The 18876-nt window shown below is 71.5% G+C and carries 18 protein-coding genes and 3 tRNA genes; 14 read left to right on the forward strand and 7 right to left on the reverse strand.

What is annotated here, in order from left to right; translation table 11 throughout:
- Positions 1-61: 61 nt before the first annotated feature.
- From ubiE to C8E83_RS00760, 3 genes are all read left to right on the forward strand, one after another.
- Complete coding sequence (gene ubiE, locus C8E83_RS00750; protein ID WP_211331639.1) at positions 62-790, forward strand: bifunctional demethylmenaquinone methyltransferase/2-methoxy-6-polyprenyl-1,4-benzoquinol methylase UbiE; 729 nt, start codon at positions 62-64, stop codon at positions 788-790.
- A 28-nt stretch (positions 791-818) separates the two neighbouring features.
- On the forward strand, positions 819-1898 hold the full coding sequence (locus tag C8E83_RS00755) for a polyprenyl synthetase family protein (RefSeq protein WP_121367980.1): 1080 nt from the start codon (positions 819-821) through the stop codon (positions 1896-1898).
- An 86-nt stretch (positions 1899-1984) separates the two neighbouring features.
- Entirely contained in the window at positions 1985-3361 is a 1377-nt protein-coding gene (locus C8E83_RS00760) for a ferredoxin--NADP reductase domain-containing protein (protein WP_121367981.1), read from the forward strand.
- 60 nt (positions 3362-3421) lie between these two features.
- On the opposite strand, the gene C8E83_RS00765 is transcribed toward C8E83_RS00760, so the two are convergent.
- Entirely contained in the window at positions 3422-3910 is a 489-nt protein-coding gene (locus C8E83_RS00765) for a YajQ family cyclic di-GMP-binding protein (protein WP_121367982.1), read from the reverse strand.
- Positions 3911-4053: 143 nt separating this feature from the next.
- On the opposite strand from C8E83_RS00765, the gene C8E83_RS00770 reads away from it, so the two are divergent.
- The 3 genes from C8E83_RS00770 to C8E83_RS00780 all read left to right on the forward strand — a co-directional run bounded on the left by C8E83_RS00770 (position 4054) and on the right by C8E83_RS00780 (position 6075).
- Positions 4054-4135, forward strand: a tRNA-Tyr gene (locus C8E83_RS00770).
- Positions 4136-4188: 53 nt separating this feature from the next.
- Complete coding sequence (locus tag C8E83_RS00775; RefSeq protein ID WP_121371661.1) at positions 4189-5040, forward strand: inositol monophosphatase family protein; 852 nt, start codon at positions 4189-4191, stop codon at positions 5038-5040.
- A 96-nt stretch (positions 5041-5136) separates the two neighbouring features.
- Complete coding sequence (locus C8E83_RS00780) at positions 5137-6075, forward strand: M23 family metallopeptidase (protein WP_170159805.1); 939 nt, start codon at positions 5137-5139, stop codon at positions 6073-6075.
- Positions 6076-6216: 141 nt separating this feature from the next.
- On the opposite strand, the gene C8E83_RS00785 is transcribed toward C8E83_RS00780, so the two are convergent.
- Positions 6217-7944: a glycoside hydrolase family 13 protein gene (locus C8E83_RS00785; RefSeq protein WP_121367984.1), complete on the reverse strand. Its 1728-nt coding sequence runs from the start codon at positions 7942-7944 to the stop codon at positions 6217-6219.
- 50 nt (positions 7945-7994) lie between these two features.
- Between C8E83_RS00785 and C8E83_RS00790 the strand changes: the two genes are divergently transcribed.
- Positions 7995-9026: an aldo/keto reductase gene (locus tag C8E83_RS00790; RefSeq protein WP_121367985.1), complete on the forward strand. Its 1032-nt coding sequence runs from the start codon at positions 7995-7997 to the stop codon at positions 9024-9026.
- 8 nt (positions 9027-9034) lie between these two features.
- On the opposite strand, the gene C8E83_RS00795 is transcribed toward C8E83_RS00790, so the two are convergent.
- Positions 9035-9574 carry a 2'-5' RNA ligase family protein gene (locus C8E83_RS00795; protein ID WP_121367986.1) on the reverse strand — a complete coding sequence of 180 codons (540 nt, stop codon included), beginning with the start codon at positions 9572-9574 and terminating at the stop codon, positions 9035-9037.
- Positions 9575-9691: 117 nt separating this feature from the next.
- Here C8E83_RS00795 and C8E83_RS00800 point away from each other — a divergent pair, with 117 nt between their 5' ends.
- The 3 genes from C8E83_RS00800 (at position 9692) to C8E83_RS00810 (ending at position 11123) form a co-directional block, all read left to right on the forward strand.
- On the forward strand, positions 9692-10663 hold the full coding sequence (locus C8E83_RS00800; protein ID WP_121367987.1) for an aldo/keto reductase: 972 nt from the start codon (positions 9692-9694) through the stop codon (positions 10661-10663).
- 203 nt (positions 10664-10866) lie between these two features.
- A tRNA-Thr gene (locus tag C8E83_RS00805) sits at positions 10867-10938 on the forward strand.
- Positions 10939-11049: 111 nt separating this feature from the next.
- Positions 11050-11123, forward strand: a tRNA-Met gene (locus tag C8E83_RS00810).
- Positions 11124-11374: 251 nt separating this feature from the next.
- On the opposite strand, the gene C8E83_RS00815 is transcribed toward C8E83_RS00810, so the two are convergent.
- Entirely contained in the window at positions 11375-12382 is a 1008-nt protein-coding gene (locus C8E83_RS00815) for an alpha/beta fold hydrolase (protein WP_121367988.1), read from the reverse strand.
- Positions 12379-13617, reverse strand: a complete 1239-nt coding sequence (locus C8E83_RS00820; RefSeq protein WP_121367989.1) for an MFS transporter — start codon at positions 13615-13617, stop codon at positions 12379-12381. The genes C8E83_RS00815 and C8E83_RS00820 overlap by 4 nt, the downstream gene beginning before the upstream one ends.
- A gap of 89 nt (positions 13618-13706) precedes the next feature.
- Between C8E83_RS00820 and C8E83_RS00825 the strand changes: the two genes are divergently transcribed.
- Positions 13707-14270, forward strand: coding sequence for a TetR/AcrR family transcriptional regulator (locus C8E83_RS00825; RefSeq protein ID WP_121367990.1), 564 nt, complete (start codon positions 13707-13709; stop codon positions 14268-14270).
- Positions 14271-14331: 61 nt separating this feature from the next.
- On the opposite strand, the gene C8E83_RS00830 is transcribed toward C8E83_RS00825, so the two are convergent.
- Entirely contained in the window at positions 14332-14784 is a 453-nt protein-coding gene (locus C8E83_RS00830) for a DUF4870 domain-containing protein (RefSeq protein WP_121367991.1), read from the reverse strand.
- Positions 14785-14879: 95 nt separating this feature from the next.
- On the opposite strand from C8E83_RS00830, the gene C8E83_RS00835 reads away from it, so the two are divergent.
- From C8E83_RS00835 to C8E83_RS00845, 3 genes are read left to right on the forward strand one after another with little or no spacing between them, the layout of a single operon-like run.
- On the forward strand, positions 14880-16088 hold the full coding sequence (locus tag C8E83_RS00835) for a type III polyketide synthase (protein ID WP_121367992.1): 1209 nt from the start codon (positions 14880-14882) through the stop codon (positions 16086-16088).
- A complete protein-coding gene (locus tag C8E83_RS00840; RefSeq protein WP_121367993.1) occupies positions 16085-16801 on the forward strand; it encodes a class I SAM-dependent methyltransferase in 717 nt (238 codons plus the stop codon). The genes C8E83_RS00835 and C8E83_RS00840 overlap by 4 nt, the downstream gene beginning before the upstream one ends.
- Positions 16802-16851: 50 nt before the next feature.
- Positions 16852-17994 carry an FAD-dependent oxidoreductase gene (locus C8E83_RS00845; protein ID WP_121367994.1) on the forward strand — a complete coding sequence of 381 codons (1143 nt, stop codon included), beginning with the start codon at positions 16852-16854 and terminating at the stop codon, positions 17992-17994.
- A gap of 27 nt (positions 17995-18021) precedes the next feature.
- On the opposite strand, the gene C8E83_RS00850 is transcribed toward C8E83_RS00845, so the two are convergent.
- Entirely contained in the window at positions 18022-18870 is an 849-nt protein-coding gene (locus tag C8E83_RS00850; RefSeq protein ID WP_121367995.1) for a UbiA family prenyltransferase, read from the reverse strand.
- Positions 18871-18876: the final 6 nt, after the last annotated feature.

Genomic DNA, 18876 nt, shown 5'->3' on the forward strand with positions numbered 1-18876 from the left:
GCATCCCCCGCACGGCAGCCGTACACGGGTGGGGCGCAGACCGAGCCGGTAGGATCACGGGGTGACCAAGGCCGATATGAGCAAGCAGCCGAGCGAGGTCGCCTCCATGTTCGACGGGGTGGCCGCGCACTACGACGTGACCAACGACATCCTGTCGGCCGGCAACGCCGTCCTCTGGCGCATCGCCACGGTCAAGGCGCTGAGCGCGAAGCGGGGCGAGAAGATCCTCGACATCGCCGCCGGCACCGGCACCTCGTCTGCCGCCATCGCCAAGACGGGCGCCGAGGTCACCGCACTCGACTTCTCGGCCGGCATGGTCGAGGTCGGCCGCAAGCGCCAGCCGCACATCGAGTTCGTCGTCGGCGACGCTGAAGACCTCCCGTTCGGCGACGACACGTTCGACGCCGTCACCATCTCCTTCGGCCTGCGCAACGTCAACCGGCCGCGCACGGCGCTCGCCGAGATGTACCGCGTTCTCAAGCCCGGCGGCCGCCTGGTCATCTGCGAGTTCTCGACGCCGACCCTCGCCGGCGTGAAGCTCGGGTACCAGGCGTACCTCCGCCACATCCTGCCCGGCATCGCCAAGGTCACGTCGTCGAACGGCCCCGCCTACTCGTACCTGGCCGAGTCGATCGAGAAGTGGCCCGACCAGCAGGTGCTCAGCACGTGGATCCGGGGTGCGGGCTTCACGCGCGTCGCCCACCGCAACCTGACCGGCGGCATCGTGGCCCTGCACCGAGGCCACAAGCCCGCGACGACCAGCCGCCGCCCCGGTTCGGCCCCCGCCTGACCGGCCCGACAAGTCCTGAGGTGATCCTGTGACCCCGAGCGCCCCCACCGCACGACGCGCGTCGACTCTGACCGCGTCGCTGGGGCTCGCCGAGAAGCTCTTCTCGTCGACGGCCGAGCGCCGCCTGCTCAAAGACATCGACGCCGGCCTCGAGCGCGTCGAAGAGGGCCTCATGGTCGAGATGGCGTTCGGCGACGACCTCGCCGACGTCACCAGTCGCTACCTCCTCGCCGCCGGCGGCAAGCGCACCCGGCCGACGCTCGCTCTCCTCGTCGCGCAGCTCGGCGAGGGCGCGACCGACGCCGTCGTCTCGGCCGCGCAGGCCGTCGAGATCACCCACCTGGCCTCGCTCTACCACGACGACGTCATGGACGACGCGGTCGTGCGCCGCGGGGTCCCGAGCGCCCAGACGAAGTGGGGCAACAACGTCGCCATCCTCACCGGCGACCTCCTCTTCGCCCGCGCTTCGACGATCGTGGCCGACCTGGGGGTCGAGGCGATCAAGCTCCAGGCGCAGACCTTCGAGCGCCTCTGCCTCGGCCAACTGCACGAGACCATCGGCCCGCGCGAGGGCGACGACCCGATCGAGCACTACCTCGACGTGCTCAGCGACAAGACCGGCTCGCTCATCTCGATGGCGGCCAAGGTCGGCGTGATGTTCTCCGGCGCCCCGCGCGAGTACCTCGGCCCGGTCGCGGCGTTCGGCGAGAAGATCGGCGTCGCCTTCCAGCTCGTCGACGACGTCATCGACCTCTCGCCCCAGCCCGAGGAGACCGGCAAGCGCGCCGGCACCGACCTCCTCGCCGGCGTCGAGACCCTGCCCGTGATGTACCTCCGTCGCGAGGCGCAGACCGACGTCGACTCGGCGGCTCTGCTCAGCGAGATCGAGGCCAACGTCAAGGCTGCGACCGCCGGCGGGCACGTCTCCGAGGCCGATCTCCAAGACACGGTGACTCAGCTGCGCGAGCACGACGTCACCCGCCGCACCCGCGACGAGGCGCGCCGCTGGGCCGCCGCCGCCGTCGACGCGCTCGGGCCGCTGCCCGAGGGCACGGTCAGGAAGGCGCTCACGCGCTTCGCCGATCGCGTCGTCGAGCGCACCGCCTGAGCCGTCGGCTCCGAACCACCACGACCTCAACCCCGGTCGCCTCCGCGCGGCCACGAGCAAAATCCCGCAGGAGAGTGAACCCACCCGTGACCACGTTGCGCCTGGCCATCGTCGGAGCCGGCCCCGCCGGCATCTACGCCGCCGACATCATCCTGAAGGCCGAACGCCAGTTCGACGTCCAGATCGACCTGTTCGAGCAGCTCCCGGCGCCCTACGGCCTCGTCCGCTACGGCGTCGCCCCCGACCACCCGCGCATTAAGGGCATCATCACCGCGCTCCGCGACGTCCTCGACCGGGGTGACATCCGCATCTTCGGCAACGTCCGCTACGGCGTCGACATCACCCTCGACGACCTCAAGAAGCACTACAACGCGGTCATCTTCTCGACCGGAGCCATCAAGGACGCCGACCTCGACATCCCCGGCATCGACGCCGCGGGCTCGTACGGCGCCGCCGACTTCGTCTCCTGGTTCGACGGCCACCCGGACGTGCCGCGCACCTGGCCGCTCGAGGCGGCTTCGGTCGGCGTCGTCGGTGTGGGCAACGTGGCGCTCGACGTCTCCCGGATCCTGGCCAAGCACGCCGACGACCTCCTCCCCACCGAGATCCCGGCCAACGTCTACGAGGGTCTGAAGGCCTCGCCGGTCACCGACGTGCACGTCTTCGGCCGCCGTGGCCCCGCCCAGGTGAAGTTCACTCCGCTGGAGCTCCGCGAGCTCGGCGAGATGCGCGACGTCGACATGATCGTGTACGACGAGGACTTCGACCACGACGAGGCGTCGCTGACCGCGATCAAGACCAACAAGCAGGTCTTCGTCATCGACAAGGTGCTGAACCAGTGGCGCGAGCGTTCGGTCGGCGAGGCGAGCCGACGTCTGCACCTGCACTTCTTCGCCAAGCCCGTCGAGGTCGTCACCGACGACGCCGGCCGCGTCGCGGCGCTGCGGTACGAGCGCACCCGCCCCGACGGCGCGGGCGGCGTCGAGGGCACCGGCGAGTTCCGCGAGGTGCCGATGCAGGCGCTCTACCGCGCCGTCGGCTACTTCGGGTCGCCCCTCGACGGCATCCCGTTCGACGAGAAGCGCGGCGTGATCCCGAACCACGAGGGCCAGGTGCTCGACGACACCGACCACGTCGTGCCCGGCGTCTATGCCACCGGCTGGATCAAGCGGGGGCCCGTCGGCCTGATCGGCCACACCAAGTCCGACGCGATGGAGACCGTCGCCCACGTCATCAACGACCAGGCGAACTGGTGGTCGCCGGCCGACCCGTCGCCGGCCGCGATCGTGTCGCTGCTCGAGGAGCGCGGCGTCGAGTACACCGACCTCGAGGGCTGGCACCGCCTCGACGAGCACGAGATCGCGCTCGGAGCGCCCGAAGAGCGCGCGCGCATCAAGGTCGTGCCACGCGACGAGATGGTCGCCATCTCGCGCGCGGGTGCGCCGGTGGGCGCCACGGAGTAGAGCGGGCCAGGAGCGGGCGGTGGTGCGAGCCTCGCCTGCTCCTGCGCCCCTCGCCGTTCGCTAGCGGAAGTTGACGAACTGCAGCGACACGTCGAGGTCGGCGTTCTTCAGCAGCGCCATCGTGGCCTGGAGGTCGTCGCGGCTCTTCGACTGCACACGCAGTTCGTCGCCCTGGATCTGGCTCTTGACGCTCTTCGGGCCCTCGTCGCGGATCAGCTTGTTGATCTTCTTCGCTGCGTCTTGGTCGATGCCGTCTTTCATCGAGATCTCGATGCGGTACTCCTTGCCGGAGGCGTAGGGGTCGCCCGCGTCGATCGACTTCAGCGAGATGCCGCGCTTGATGAGCTTCGACTCGTACACGTCGAGGACGGCTTTCGCGCGCTCTTCCGTGTTCGCCTTGATGAGGACCTTCTCGCCGCTGGTCTCGATGGAGGCGCCGACGTTCTTGAAGTCGTAGCGCTGCTCGACCTCTTTGCGCGCCTGGTTGAGCGCGTTGTCGGCCTCCATCTTGTCGACCTTGCTGACCACGTCGAAAGAGCTGTCTGCCATGCGTCCAGCCTACCCGCCCCCGTCTGCCGAGCTTCCGACCCCGTGCGGCGAATGGCGGCAGGGGAGGCGACAGGGGCGGCGAGCGGAGGCGTGGTCGAGAGGGGGCCCGGAAGGCTGTATTGTTGATGCGCACCTTGGTGCATGGCAAGTTACCCAAGCGGCCAAAGGGATCTGACTGTAAATCAGCCGGCGTAGCCTTCGGGGGTTCGAATCCCTCACTTGCCACTCGATGCGAGCCCCGCGTGAGCGGGGCTTTCTTCGTCTCTGAGGAGAAGACCATGACGAACCCGACACCGGCAGAGCTGCGCACGATCGCATCCGAGATCGCACGAGAGGCCGGCGCGCTCGCAGCCCGCCGCCGCGCCGAGGGCGTCGAGATCGCGGCCAGCAAGTCGAGCCCCGTCGATATCGTCACCCACACCGACCGCGAGGTCGAGGCGCTCATCCGCCGGCGCCTCGAAGAGCTCCGCCCGGGCGACGGATTCCTCGGCGAAGAGTCCAGCGCCGGCGGCCCGAGCCCCAGTGCCACAGGGCTCACCTGGGTCGTCGACCCGATCGACGGCACGGTCAACTTCGTCTACGGCCACCCCACCTACACGGTCAGCATCGCCGTGGTCGAAGGCGACCCCGACCCGCTCACCTGGCGTGCGCTCGCCTCCTGCGTCTACAACCCGTCCACTGGCGAAGAGTTCGCCGCCGCCCGAGGCGAGGGCGCCACCCTGACCCTCCATCACGCGGCACCGGGCGCAGGAGCAGGGCCACACCCCCTCCACCCCTCGTCGCCCCCCGACCTCTCGCAGTCCCTCCTCGCGACCGGATTCTCGTACGACCAGGCCCGCCGCGCTGAACAGGGCGCGCTCGTGGGCCCCCTCGTCTCGCGCGTGCGCGACATCCGGCGCATCGGCACGGCCTCGCTCGACCTCTGCTACGTCGCCGCGGGCCGGCTCGACGCGTACGTCGAGCGCGGGCTTCAGCCGTGGGACCTCGCGGGCGGCGTCCTCGTGGCCGAGGAGGCCGGAGCCGTCGTGCTCACTCCCGAGGGGGCCCAGGCGAGCAGCGCGCTGTCGTTCGTCGCGGCTCCGTCGATCGCGGTCGAGCTGGGGGAGGCTCTGCGCGAGATCGGTTGGTAGGGCAATGAAAGTGCAACGAATCTAGTATTTCATATTCACATGAGGTAAGGTCGAGGTCGACCGCCCGACAGGCCCCGACCTGAGGACTCGCCCATCGTGATCTCTCGCCGCACCCCCGACGCTCCGCGCACGCGCCGCACCACCTGGCAGCCCGTCACCGACCCCGAGGTGCTGCTCGAGCGAGCGCGCCGGGTCGACCGGGCCCGGGCGGAGGGTCGCCGGGGGCGTCGTCGGGGCGAGAGTCGACGGATTCGGGAGCGGCTGCGCCGGCTCCTGCGCCCCTCGGTGCCGCGTACGAGTCCCGGCACGCGGATCGCCGCTGCCGCGGCAATCGCCGTCGTCGGCGCCTCGATCGTGTCGACCTCGGTGCCGGCCAACGCGTACTACGTCGACACCCCGGCGGGCGCCGCGGCGAAGTTCGCCTCCGCCGCGCTCGTCACCGATGCCCAGCCCCGATCGAACGCGGTCATCGCGGCGGAGCAGGCGCAGAGCTTCGTCGCCGAGGGTGCGACTGCGCCCGATGCCTCGCGCGACGGCTACCGCGTGACGGTTCCGGCGCCGAAGCCGGTGTCGTCGACCGGAGCAGGCTCGCCGATCGGCGGGGCCGCGTCGCGCGCCGTGCAGTGGCCGTTCCCCGGCGGTGCACCGATCTCGAGCGGCTTCGGCGCTCGACAGGTGGCGCGGTGCAGCTTCTGCTCGACGAACCATCTCGGGCTCGACTTCACGCCCGGGGCGGGCACGCCGATCCACTCCGTCGCGGCGGGCGTCGTGTCGCGCGTCGACCGGGGCTCGGGTGCTCTCGGAGTGAACGTGTGGGTCGACCACGTGATCGCCGGCCGCGCCGTGACGACCGTCTACGCGCACATGCTCGCCGGGTCGCCGGCCGTGGCGCCGGGGCAGCGTGTCGCCGTCGGCCAGGTGCTCGGCCGCGTCGGCTCGACCGGCAACAGCACGGGCGCGCACCTGCACTTCGAGGTGCACGTCGCGGGCCGAGCAGTCGACCCGCTGCCCTGGCTGCGTGCGCACGCCGGCTGACGCCGCGCTGCGCTGCGCCGCGCCGCCTGCGCGCCCGCGCGCCTTCCGTCGAGTGGCAGAATTCTGCTGATCCCGACGCTCCGGATCAGCAGAAATCTGCCACTCGGCGGAGGGGGAGCGGGCGGGAGCGGGAGCCCGCGCCTAGACCTGCAGCCAGACCGTCGCGTCGGTGGGCAGCGCCGGGCCCTCGAGCGGCACCGACGACAGCAGCACCTCGCCGACGGGCAGCTCGACCGGCACCGACCCCGTGTTCGCGATCACGGTGACGTCGCCGTTGCGGAACGCCACGACCGACGCCCCGTAGCCCGGCAGCCACTCGACGCTGCCGGCGCCGAGCGCGAACTCCTCGCGGGTCTGCAGTGCCAGGCGGTAGAGCTCCAGCGTCGAGCCGGGCACGCCCTCCTGCGCGTCGCGGGCGTAGGGCGCCCAGTCGGCGGGCTGCGGCAGCCAGGCGGCGCCGGTGGTGTTGAAGCCGTACGCGGGGGCAGACGCCTGCCACGGGATCGGCACGCGGCACCCGTCACGGCCGTAGCGTTCGCCCTTGGTGCGGAACCACGTGGGATCCTGCCGCGCCTCGTCGGGTAGGTCGATGGCTTCGGGGAGCCCCAGCTCTTCGCCCTGGTAGATGTAGGCCGAGCCCGGCAGGGCGAGCATGAGGGCCGACGCGGCTCGGGCCCGGCGGAGGCCCACGGCGCGGTCGGGCAGGCCGGGGCTCTTCGGCCCGATGCCCGAGCCCTGCGGGCTGTCGGCCGTGAGCGCGAGGCGCGACGCGTGTCGCACGACGTCGTGGTTCGAGAGCACCCAGGTCGACGGAGCGCCGACCGACGAGAACACCGCGATCGAGGCGTCGATGACCTCACGGATGCGGGTGGCGGTCCAGCCGCTCTCGAGGTAGGTGAAGTTGAAGGCCTGCTGCATCTCGTCGGGCCGCACCCAGTTGGCGAGCTTCGACAGCGGCTCGACCCAGGCCTCGGCCACCAGGATCCGATCGCCCTCGTACGAGGCGACCACGTCGTGCCAGGTCCGGTAGATCTCGTGGACCCCGTCCTGGCCCCACCACGGCGGCATCTCGGCCTCGCCGGTGCCGCCGCCCATGCTGCCGGAGCCCGCGGGCGGCGTGTAGTCGGGAAGCCCCTCCTTCTTGATGAGGCCGTGCGCGACGTCGATGCGGAATCCGTCGACGCCGCGGTCGAGCCAGAAGCGCAGCACGTCGAGGAAGTCGGTTCGGACCTCGGGGTTCGTCCAGTCGAGGTCGGGCTGCGACGTGTCGAAGAGGTGGAGGTACCACTGGCCGGGCGTGCCGTCGGCCTCGGTGACGCGGGTCCAGGCGTCGCCGCCGAAGACGCTCGGCCAGTTGTTCGGCGGCAGCTCGCCGTCGGCGCCGCGGCCCTCGCGGAACATGTAGCGGGCGCGCTCGGGCGACCCGGGGCCCGCGGCGAGGGCCGCCTGGAACCACGGGTGGTCGGAGGAGGTGTGGTTCGGCACCAGGTCGACGATGAGCCGCAGACCCTGGGCGGTCGCCTCGGCGCGGAGGGCGTCGAAGTCGGCGAGCGTGCCGAAGATCGGATCGACGTCGCAGTAGTCCGAGACGTCGTAGCCGGCGTCGCGCTGGGGCGACTTCGAGAACGGCGACAGCCACACCGCGTCGACGCCGAGGTCGGCGAGGTCCCCGAGGTGCGCGGTGATGCCGCGGAGGTCGCCGATGCCGTCGCCCGAGCTGTCGGCGAACGAGCGCGGGTACACCTGGTAGATCACCGCCGTGCGCCACCACTCGTGGTTCTGGGCGGTCAGGGTCGCAGGATCCGCGACACGGTCTTCGGGGAGGCTGTCGAGCGCGTCAGACGGCTCCGCGGTCTCGTCGAGAGGCATGCCTCAACGATAGCGGCGGCGCGAGGTGCGCTTTTCGGCACGGGCCCTCGATGTGGGAATCTGATCGGTTACGTTTACTGGACTCGATCTCGATTGGCGCGACCCTGGCTCTGCAGAACGACCTCTTCCCCGACGTCGAGCGGCCCTACCCGCTCGCGCTCGGCACGAACGTCTTCGGGTGGACGGTCGGCGCCCCGACCGCCCTCGAGGTCCTCGACGTGTTCGTCGACTCCGGCGGCACCGTCATCGACACCGCGGACGTCTACTCGGCCTGGCTGCCGGGCAACTCCGGCGGCGAGTCCGAGACGATCATCGGCCGGTGGCTCTCGCGCCCCGGCAACCGCGACCGCGTGGTGGTGTCGACGAAGGTCGGCCAGCACCCCGACGCCCCCGGGCTCACCGCCGAGAGCGTGCGCCGTGCCGTCGACGCCTCGCTCGCGCGGCTCAAGACCGACCGCATCGATCTGCTATTCGCGCACTACGACGACGACGACACCCCGCTCGACGAGACCGTCGGCGTCTTCAGCGAGCTCGTCGACCAGGGCAAGATCCGCTACCCGGCCGCGTCGAACTACACCGGTTCGCGGATGCGCCAGGCGCTCGCCATCGCCGACCGAGACCGCGCCCACCCGTTCGCCGCCGTCCAGCCCGCGTACAACCTCGTGCGGCGCGCCGACTACGAGGCCGACCTCTGGCCGATCGTCGACCACTTCGACCTCGCCGTCCTGCCGCACTCGACCCTCGCGAGCGGGTTCCTCACCGCGAAGTACCGCGACCTGCAGAGCCTGTCGGAGTCGCCGAGGGGGTCTCGGGCGCTGAGCTACCTCACGCCGAGGAACATCCGGATCCTGGACGTCCAGATGGAGATCGCCGAGGCCCATGGCGTGGCCCCGGGCGCCGTCGCGATCGCGTGGACGGCGTCGCGCCCCCACGTGATCGGGGCGCTCGCCAGCGCGCGATCGGCGATCCAGCTCGAGAACCTTCTCGCGGCGGGGTCGCTCGAGCTCTCGGCCGACGAGCTGGAGAGGCTGACGGCGGTGTCGGATCCTGCGCTCGCCGACGACGCCGACGAGCAGACCTAGGCGCCGGTCTAGCCCGTCTGCACCGCGGGCGTCAGCGGTGTGACCGTTCGCGCCGTGCTGTCCCAGCGGCGAAGCGCTGTGGCGCCGGCGGCGGCGAGGGCCGCGTCGTCATCGCGCAGCACCTCGACCGCCTCCGCGAGCTGCGCCGACGTGAGCCGCGACGCGAGCGTCACGTGCGGCGTCCAGTGCCCGGGCAGAGTGTGCGCGGCGTCCGGCCCGTCGCCGAGCACCTCGTGCACGGCCGCGTGCAGGCGCAGGAGCCGCGGCGTCACCACCGCGAGCCGAGCCAGCACGAGCCCGCGCGGAGGCCTGCCGAAGACGACGAGTGCGCCGAGCCCCACGGGCACCGGCAGGCTCGCGGCCACGGCGCCCAGCCGCACGTCGAACTCCGCCCCGAGCCGCTCCCGCGCGGCCAGAGTGATATGCGGCGCGTTCGTGTCGCCGGTGTGCCGTGCCTGACTGGGGAGGCCGGCGTCGGCGAGGCGCGCCCACTGCCGCCGGATCGCGCGGTCGGACTCGGGGTCGAGGAGGAGCTCGATGCTGTGCACCGTCTGATCCTGCGCCCTGAGGCTCCGCCGTCTCAGGGAATAGTCATCGCCGAACGGAGTTGTCTGGTGGAGACCCCCCGAACGACCCGGATTCCCCGGAACGACAAGGAGACACCTATGGCTGACGCACCCCGCACCACCCTCGGAACCAGCGACGTCGAGATCTTCCCGCTCAACCTCGGCGGCAACGTCTTCGGCTGGACCGCCGACGAGAAGGCCTCGTTCGAGGTGCTCGACGCGTACGTCGAGGCCGGCGGCAACTTCGTCGACACGGCCGACGTCTACTCGGCCTTCGCGCCGGGCAACGTCGGCGGCGAGTCCGAGACGATCATCGGCAAGTGGATGAAGGCGCGCGGCAACCGCGCCGACATGGTCATCGCCACGAAGGTCGGCATGCTCGCCGGCTACGAGGGCACGTCGCGCGAGACCGTCCGGAAGGCCGTCGACGAGTCGCTTCGCCGCCTCGACACCGACTACATCGACCTCTACTACGCGCACCGCGACTTCACCGATCGCCCGGTCGAGGAGGCCGTCGAGGCCCTCAACGAGCAGGTCGAGCTCGGCAAGGTCCGTCTCACCGGCGCCTCGAATTTCTCCGGCCAGCGCCTCGAGCAGGCCCTCCGCTTCGCCGAGAGCGAGAACCTCGCCAAGTACGCGGCGATCCAGAACCACTACAGCCTCGTCGAGCGAGCCGACGTCGAGGCCGGCACGCCGACCGTCGCCTCGGTCGCGCTCTCCGAGGGCGTCTCGGTGCTGCCGTACTTCTCGCTCGCCTCGGGCTTCCTCACGGGCAAGTACCGCGACGGGGTCGAGGTCGACAGCCAGCGCGCAGGATCCGCGTCGAAGTACCTCGACGACCGTGGCCGCGCCGTGCTCGCCGCCCTCGACGAGGTGGCGGCAGCTCACTCGACCTCCGTCACGGCAGTCTCCCTCGCCTGGCTCCTGGCGCAGGAGTCGGTGGCCGCGCCGATCGCCAGCGCGCGCACCACGCAGCAGCTGCCCGACCTCATCGCAGCCGTCGGCCTGGTGCTCACCGGCGACGAGGTGGCCGCCCTGTCGGCTGCGTCCGGGGCCCCTGTAGCTGCGTAGTTCCGGTCTTCCGTTCCGCTGAGATCGCACTCGTCGTCGCGCTTGCCGCGTGCAGCCGACAACGGGTGCGATCTCGTCGTTCGCGCCCCCGAACTGAGGGCGCGTCACGTGGCGAATCGGCCTCCGAACTCCTGCTATCCTCGACTGGTGCCATTCGCCGGGCGGCTCCGCCCGGGCCGTCTCGAGACGGGCATGGCTGGCACGCCCCCTTAGCTCATTGGTAGAGCACTTCCTTGGTAAGGAAGAGGTAGTGGGTCCGATTCCCACAGGGGGCTCAGTGCTCCCGCACGACACGCTGTGTCCCTCAACGACACTGAAGGCGGTTGACGCCAAAGCGGTAATGTGGGCACTAGTCGGCACTGTCTCTCGCAGACGATGTCGGCCGCGGCGGGGTAGCTCAGGTGGTTAGAGCACACGGCTCATAATCGTGGTGTCGCGGGTTCGAGTCCCGCCCTCGCTACAAATGCGTGATGGCTCCGCCCTCCAGGGCGGGGCCATCACGCATTTGTAGCGTCGGCGGATCGAGAAGCCGCTCCTGGGCCCCGGGCGAGCAGTCCGCGGCGCGACGGAGCGGAGCGGAGCCGCGTCGAGGCGGCTCAGCAGGGAGTCGAGTCCCGCCCTCGCTACAGTGCGAACTGTATGACGCAGTGCGTGATGGCTCCGCCCTCCAGGGCGGGGCCATCACGCATTTGTAGCGAGGGCGGGACCGCATCAGCTGAGCCAGCGCCGCATCGCTCGCACCTGGTCGTCGCCGCGCTCGAGCGGAAGCCAGTGCCCCGCCGGCACGTCGACGATCGTCAGGTCGGAGCACGCCTCGCGCATCGGGTCGCCCTGCCGGTTGCCGTCGATGCCGCAGATGAGGTCCCACTCGCCGTTCACGAACAGCACCGGCATGGCGAGGCGACCGCCGTCGATCGCCGTGCGCGCGTAGGCGACGTTGGCGTCGTCGTTGACGTACCAGGCGCAGGAGCTGCGGAAGCCCGTCGTCTCGAACGCGTCCACGAGCTCGCCGAAGTCGTCGAGCGGCCACAGGGCCGCGTCGGGCGCGGTCGCCGGGGCCCGGTGCGCCGAGCCGAAGCGACCGCCCCGGCGCGTCACCGTCGCGGACGGCGCCACCCGGCCGACCGCGGACGGATCGCCGGAGCGGTAGATCGACGCGAGCGACGCCGCGGCGTCGGCATCCAGGTCGGCCACCGCCCTCTCGAAGTCCGTCGAGTACTCGCGGTAGTAGTCCCACTGGCCGTCCGGGTACTCATCGTCGGGGTAGATGTCGCGGTCGACCAGCGGGACCAGCGTCGAGAGCGCGTTTGAGCGGGGGTAGTACGCCCACGAGGTGAGCACGACACCGCGGCAGCGTACGGGCTCGTGTGCCGCAAGGGCGCCGACCACCGCGCTGCCCCAGTCGTGACCCACCCACACCGCCGGCTCGCCGCCGAGATGGTCGTGCAGCTCGCCCATGTCGGCGACTGCGTTCTCGACCGTGTACTCCGCGAGGTCGGTCGGCGCCGACGAGGCGCCGAACCCGCGCAGGTCGGGCGCGACGCAGTGCCAGCCGTCGGCGGCGAACGCCTCGAGCTGCGTGCGCCAGATGAGGCCGATGCTCGGCCAGCCGTGGAGGAAGAGCATCAGGGGGCCGTCGGCGGGACCGCACTCGAGATACGAGGTCGTGTGGCGCGGCGTCGTGTGCGCGCGCCGGGTGAGAGGGTTCGAGGAGGTCATGCCTGCTCCTGCTTCTTCGTGGTGTCGGAGGCGCCGCGCCGACGGATCCGGGCGGAGGCGACGGATGCCCCCGCGACGAGGGCGATGACGAGGCAGCCGTAGCCGAGGGCGGTCGGCTCGAGACCGACGGCCTCGACGGCGAGACCGGCGACGAGCGCCGGGACGCTGAACGCGAGGTAGCTGACGATGTACATCGTCGCGAACACCTCGCCGCGGCTCTCGGGGGGAGCCTTCTCGCCCAGGGCGTTGACGGCGAATCGGAACGAGGCACCGAATCCGGCGCCGGCGAGGACCGAGCCCACGAGGTACACGGGCAGCGAGGAGCTGGCGGTCGCGGCCATCGTGACCGCGACTCCGGCGGCCAGCGCGCCGTAGCCGAACGGCTCTCGAAGCTGCGGCCGCAGCGCAGCCGACAGAGCGGTGCCGGCGATCCCCGAGGCGAAGAACACGCCGAGCACCAGACCGATCACGAAGTGGCTCGTCACGCCGAGGAGGTCGCCGATCACCGACGAGCCGAGCGAGAGGTAGAGCCCGGCGAGTGCCCACGTCGCACTGATCGACGGGGCGAGAGCCGCAAACGTGGGCGCCACCTCGACGGGCAGGGCGGCGCTGGGCACGAGCGACCTCCACACAGACGGTCGTGTGCCCTCATGCCCGTCGACGTTCCGCTCGGCTCCCTCGCGTCCGGGCTCGGGAACGAGCCAGACCAGGCCGGCGAGCACGACGTAGACCGCGCCGAGCACCCAGTAGACGAGTTGGCGGGGCAGAGGAGCGAACTCGACGAGGGCACCGGAGAGCACGGCGCCGATCGCGATGCCGAGGGGAGAGAACGCGCTGCTGACGACCGAGCCGATCACGGGACCCGGCGCCGCGTCGAGGATCATCGCGGTGATGGTGCCGGTGGCTGCCCCGACGGCGAAGCCCTGGACGATCCGTGCGACCAGGAGCGTGCCCGTGCCTTCCGCGCCGGCGAAGAGCATCATGCCGACGGCGAGCAGCACGAGTGCGGCGGACGCGACCGGCCGGCGCCCTACGATGTCCGACACGGACCCCACCGTGAGCAGGGCGACGAGGAGAGCCACGACGTACACCGCGAAGACGACAGTGAGCACGAGCGACGAGAAGCCGAACAACCGCTGGTAGACCGGGTAGAGGGGTGAGGGAGCCGAGGCTGCGCTCAGCGTCGCAGCCCCCACGGTCGCCGCGACGACGAAGGCGGCTGACCGACCGAGCATGACATTCCCCCTTGAAGCCGAATAGTTTGCTTTAAGCGAGTGTAGGCACGTCGTGATCTTAAAGCCAAGAACTTGGGGATAATGGTCACATGACCGATCGCCCCGTCGTGCGTCGCACGGGCGGCCGCAGCAGCCGCGTCCTGGACTCCATCTACACCGCCGTCGGTGAACTCGTCGGCGCTCGGGCGGAGAAGATCACCTTCCCCGTGATCGCCGAGCGGGCCGGGGTCAACCCGACGACGCTCTACCGACGGTGGGTCGATGTCGACGCGCTGCTGGAGGAGGTCACGGTCGCCGCCCTCACCCGCGATGCCGACGCGGCTCCCGACACCGGATCGGTTCGCGGCGACCTCGAGGAGTGGGCCGGACTCGTCGTCCAGGACGTCACGAGGCCCGAGCGCGTCCGCTTCCTCCGCGCCATGGTCGGCGCCCGGACCGACCTGATCACCCGGTGCCTGATCACCGAGAAGCGCCGAGACCAGGCGTCCGACGTCGTGGGCCGAGCCGTGGAACGCGGCGAGGCCGCTCCGTCGGTCGCCCAGATCCTCGACCACGTGATCGCGCCGATCTACTACCGCGTCGTCTTCGCGCTCGAGGTGACCGACGCCGACGCTCGGTGCCTCGTCGACGACGTCCTCGCCATGGCCCGCTGACGGGAGCTCGTCGATTCCTCGAGAGGCATCGCCGCCGGCGTGATCGTCGTGCCCTGGCCGGCTACTCCTTCACGAACCGCACGGCCAGCGGGTAGCGGTAGAAGCGCCCGCGGTTCGCGGCCACCGTGGCGACGCTGCCGAAGATCACCCGGACGATCTGCGTGGCGAAGATGAGCACGTAGCCGAGGAAGAACAGCCCGATGCCCGGTGGCACCCTGTGATCCGACGCGCCCGAGAGACCCGACGCGAAGACGGTCGCCCAGCCGATGACGGCGACGACGCCGAACAGCACCTGCACGATGAGCGCGGTCAGCTGGAAGTTCCACTCCGTGACCACGTGATTCCGCACGAACGGCCCGCGGTCGCGGTAGAGCACGAAGAAGATGACGGCGGGGATGAAGCCGAAGAAGATGCTCAGCAGGTGCGTCAGCAACGAGTACTGACGCTCCTCGCCCGGCTGCAGGGGCGGCTGCGTCGACGGCTGCGCATACGGATTCGGCTGAGGGGTGCTCATGCTCGGCACTCTAATACGCCGGCGAGCTGCACTCGCATGCGCTGCGGCCCGTACCCCGCTGGGCGCCGCCGACCGTGCCGGACGTAGAGTGACGCATGCCCGCGATTCGCGCCATCGAGACGGCCGTCCCCCGGGCGGTCGCCGATCAACGGGCCCTCCGCGATCTGCTCCTGGGCCAGCCCGGCTACGGTCGTCTCGGGCGCCGACTGGTCACCGCGGCGTTCGACAACTCCGGAATCGAGTCGCGTCATGTGGCGATCGAGGAGTTCGCGACAGGAGCCGCGGGCCCGAATCCGGACTTCTTCGCAGCCGGCCGCATTCTCGACCCCGGCACCCGCACCCGCAACGACGCCTATGCCGACGCCGCCCCGGCGCTCCTCGCCGCGGCCGCGTCCCGCGCGATCGACGCCGTCCCCGGTCTCACCCGCCGAGACGTCACCCACGTCGTGACGATCTCCTGCACCGGCTTCTTCTCGCCCGGCCCCGACTTCGCGCTGGTGCGAGACCTCGGCCTCGACCCCGGCACGCAGCGCTACCACCTCGGCTTCATGGGCTGCTGCGCAGCATTCCCAGGGCTCAGGATCGCCGACCAGCTCGTCCGGGCCGACCCCTCGGCCGTCGTGCTCGTCGCCTCGGTCGAGCTCTGCTCGCTTCACGTGCACCTGGACGACGACCCCGACCAGATCGTCGCCTCGTCGGTCTTCGCCGACGGCGCCGCCTCCGCGATCGTGACCGCGACCCCGCCGGATGACCCCGCGGACGCCGGCCGCGCGGGCGCTGCGCCGTTCCTCGACCTGGAGGCGTTCCAGACGTCCATCGTGCCGGGCAGCGAGGCGGAGATGGCCTGGACGATCGGCGACCACGGCTTCGACATGACCCTGTCGAGCTACGTGCCGAAGGTCGTCGGCCAGAGCATCCGCCAGACCCTGGCCCCGCTCCTCGACGGCGCCGAGGCTCCGGAGGCGTGGGCGATCCATCCCGGAGGCCGCAGCATCCTCGACCGCGTGCAGGCGGCGCTCGCGCTCGACGACGAGCAGCTCGCGCTCAGTCGCGACGTCCTGCGCCGTTTCGGCAACATGTCGAGCGCGACGGTCCTGTTCGAGCTGGCAGAGCTTCTGCATCAGGCGGGCGTCGGTGCGATGGGCCGGGCGAGGGAGCGACGATCGGTCGCAGCCGTCGCGTTCGGGCCGGGTCTCACCGTGGAGGCCGCGCGGCTGACGCTGGTCGTCGGCCGTGCGGCTCCTGCGCCCTCGGGGTCGGACTCGGTCGCGCACGACGTGGCGGCCGCCGCGACCCGGCCATGATCGATCTCTCGAGGCGTGAGACGGCGCTGCCTGAGCTCATGGACGACCCCGACTGCGACCTCGACGCCCTGCACCGCACCTACGGCCACTTCGTGCTGGTCAACCGCCTGGTCGCAGGATGGCGGCCCCTCTACCGGCGACGCATCCGGCCGCTGCTGAGCCCTGCCGGGGCGCCGACCACCCTGCTCGACCTCGGTTCGGGCGGCGGCGACGTCGCCCGGGCCCTCGCCGCGTGGGCCCGCCGCGACGGACTGCGGCTCGACGTGACCGGCGCCGACCCGGACGACCGCGCCCACGCGTACGCCACGGCGCAGCCGCAGCCGCCCGGGGTGACGTTCGTGCGCGCGGCGAGTCGTGACCTCGTTGCCGAGGGGCGGCGATTCGACCTCGTAGTGTCGAACCATGTGGTCCACCATCTCGATGCCGCCGAGCTGGCCGGGGTGCTCCGAGACAGCGAAGGCCTAGCGGGGCGGCTCGTGCTGCACAACGACATCGCGCGGGGGCGCCTGGCCTACGGGGCGTACTGGGCGGCGACCGTGGCAGGGTTCCGCGGGTCGTTCATCCACCCCGACGGGCTGCTGTCGATCCGGCGCAGCTATCGGGCCGACGAGCTGCGTCGCGCGATCCCGGCCGGGTGGCGCGTCGAGAGGCCGTGGCCGTTCCGCCTGGTGCTCAGCTTCACGCCCGGGGCGCAGGAGCACGCGAATGCGTGACGTGGTGGTCGTGGGCCTCGACGACCGAGCCCCCGCGGCGGAGGTGCCGAATGCGTGACGTGGTGGTCGTCGGTGGCGGACCCGTCGGAGTCTTCCTCGCCGCCCTCCTCGCCGAGCGCGGCCTCGACGTCTCCGTGTGGGAGAAGCGCCGCACGCCCGACTCTTCTTCTCGCGCCATCGGCATCCACCCGCCGTCGCTCGCGGCCTTCACCCGCATCGACGCCGCCGACGAGATCGTCGAAGCCGCAACTCTCATCCGACGCGGACACGCGCGCAGCCGGGGCCGCACCCTCGGCACCGTCTCGTTCGACCGCGTCCACGACGAGTTCCCGTTCGTCGCCTCCCTGCCGCAGCACGCGACCCAGGCCGTGCTGGAGAGCCGCCTCGCCGAGCTCGCGCCGCAGGCCCTCCGCCGCGGCGTCGAGCTCACCGGTCTCGACGATCACGAGCCCGACCGCGTGCGGCTGCAGGGGAAGTCGGATTCGGGCCCGGTCTTCGACGTCGCGCGGCTCGTCGTCGGCGCCGACGGCGCCCGGAGCGCAGTGCGGCACCTCCTCGGCATCCCGGCCGAGCTCGTCGCCTACCCCGACCCGTACGCGATGGGCGACTTCCGCGACGACACCGGCGACGGCGACGACGCCGTGGTCCACCTCGAGCCCGGAGGCGTCGTCGAGTCCTTTCCGCTGCCCGGAGGCATGCGGCGGTTCGTGGTCCGGACGGGCGCGGGGTCCGGGCGCCCCACGGCCGAGACGGTCGCGGCGCTCGTGCAGGAGCGGACGGGGCATGCGCCGGATCCTGCGACCAGCACGATGGTCAGCGCGTTCGTGGCCCGGCGACGGATCGCCGAGTCGACCGTGCGCGGCCGGGTGGTGCTGATCGGCGACGCCGCCCACGAGATCAGCCCGATCGGCGGGCAGGGCATGAACCTCGGCTGGCTCGACGCCGACGCTCTCGCGCCGCTGCTCGTCGCCGGGGCCACGCGCGACCGCCTCGACGCCCTCGACTTCGGCGAGTTCGAGCGGGCGCGCCGCAGGGCGGCATGGCGCGCTGCCAAGCAGGCGGAGTCGAACATGGCGATGGGGCGGCCCCGGTCGGGTCTTCGGATGGCGGCGCGCGACGTCGGGTTCAGCGTGGCGCTGGCGGGGCCGGCCGCTCATGCGCTCGCACGGGCGTACACGATGGTCGCGCTCTAGCGAGCCTGTGCCGCGAGAGGCGTCGGGTCAGCCCGCCAGCCTCGTGCCGCTGAGGACCAGCTCGACGGCGATCACGAGCGACGCCAGGATCACGAGGCGGAACAGCGTGCGATCCGGTGGGCGGGTCAGCACCAGCCGCACGCCGACCGCCGAGATCGCCAGGGCGACGACGAGGCCGATCACCGCGACGAGGCTGACGCCCGCACCGCCCGCGGTGAGCAGCGGGCCGACGAGCACCAGCACCGAGGCGAGCACGAGCGCCCCGAACGCGACGAGCCCCGACAGCCGCGCGCCGAGGCGGTGGGGGAGTCCGCGCACGCCCGTGGCGTCGTCGTCGGCGAGGTCGGGCAGCACGTTCGTGAAGTGGATCGAGACGCCGAACACTGCGCCGACCGCGGTGGCCCACCAGGCCGCGGGGGTGCCGTCCTGCGCGGCGAGGGTGACGACGTCCGGCTGGAGCCCGAACGCGACGACGAAGGGCACGACCGACGCGGCGGTCCGCTTGAGGCCGAGGTTGTACGCCCACCCCGAGGCGACGAGCACGAAGTGGCAGACCGCGGCGGCGCGGCCGAGTGCGATCGAGACCGCCATGCCGACCACGAACGCCGACACCGCGGCGCGGAACACGACCACCCGCGACACGCGGCCGTCGGCGACCGGCTTGTCGGTGCGCCCGGATGCCGCGTCGCGGCGCGCGTCGACCCAGTCGTTCGACCAGCCGATCGACAGCTGCCCGAGCAGCACGGCGACGGCGATGACGGCGATGCGGGCCGGCGGGTAGCCGAGCGACACGGCCAGGAGCGCGGCGAGGATCGTGACGGCGAGGGTCGGGCCGGGGTGCGACGAGAGCGCGAGATCCCTCGCTCGGGTGAGCATGCGCCT

This window comes from Frondihabitans australicus, from assembly GCF_003634555.1.
GTDB lineage: Bacteria > Actinomycetota > Actinomycetes > Actinomycetales > Microbacteriaceae > Frondihabitans > Frondihabitans australicus.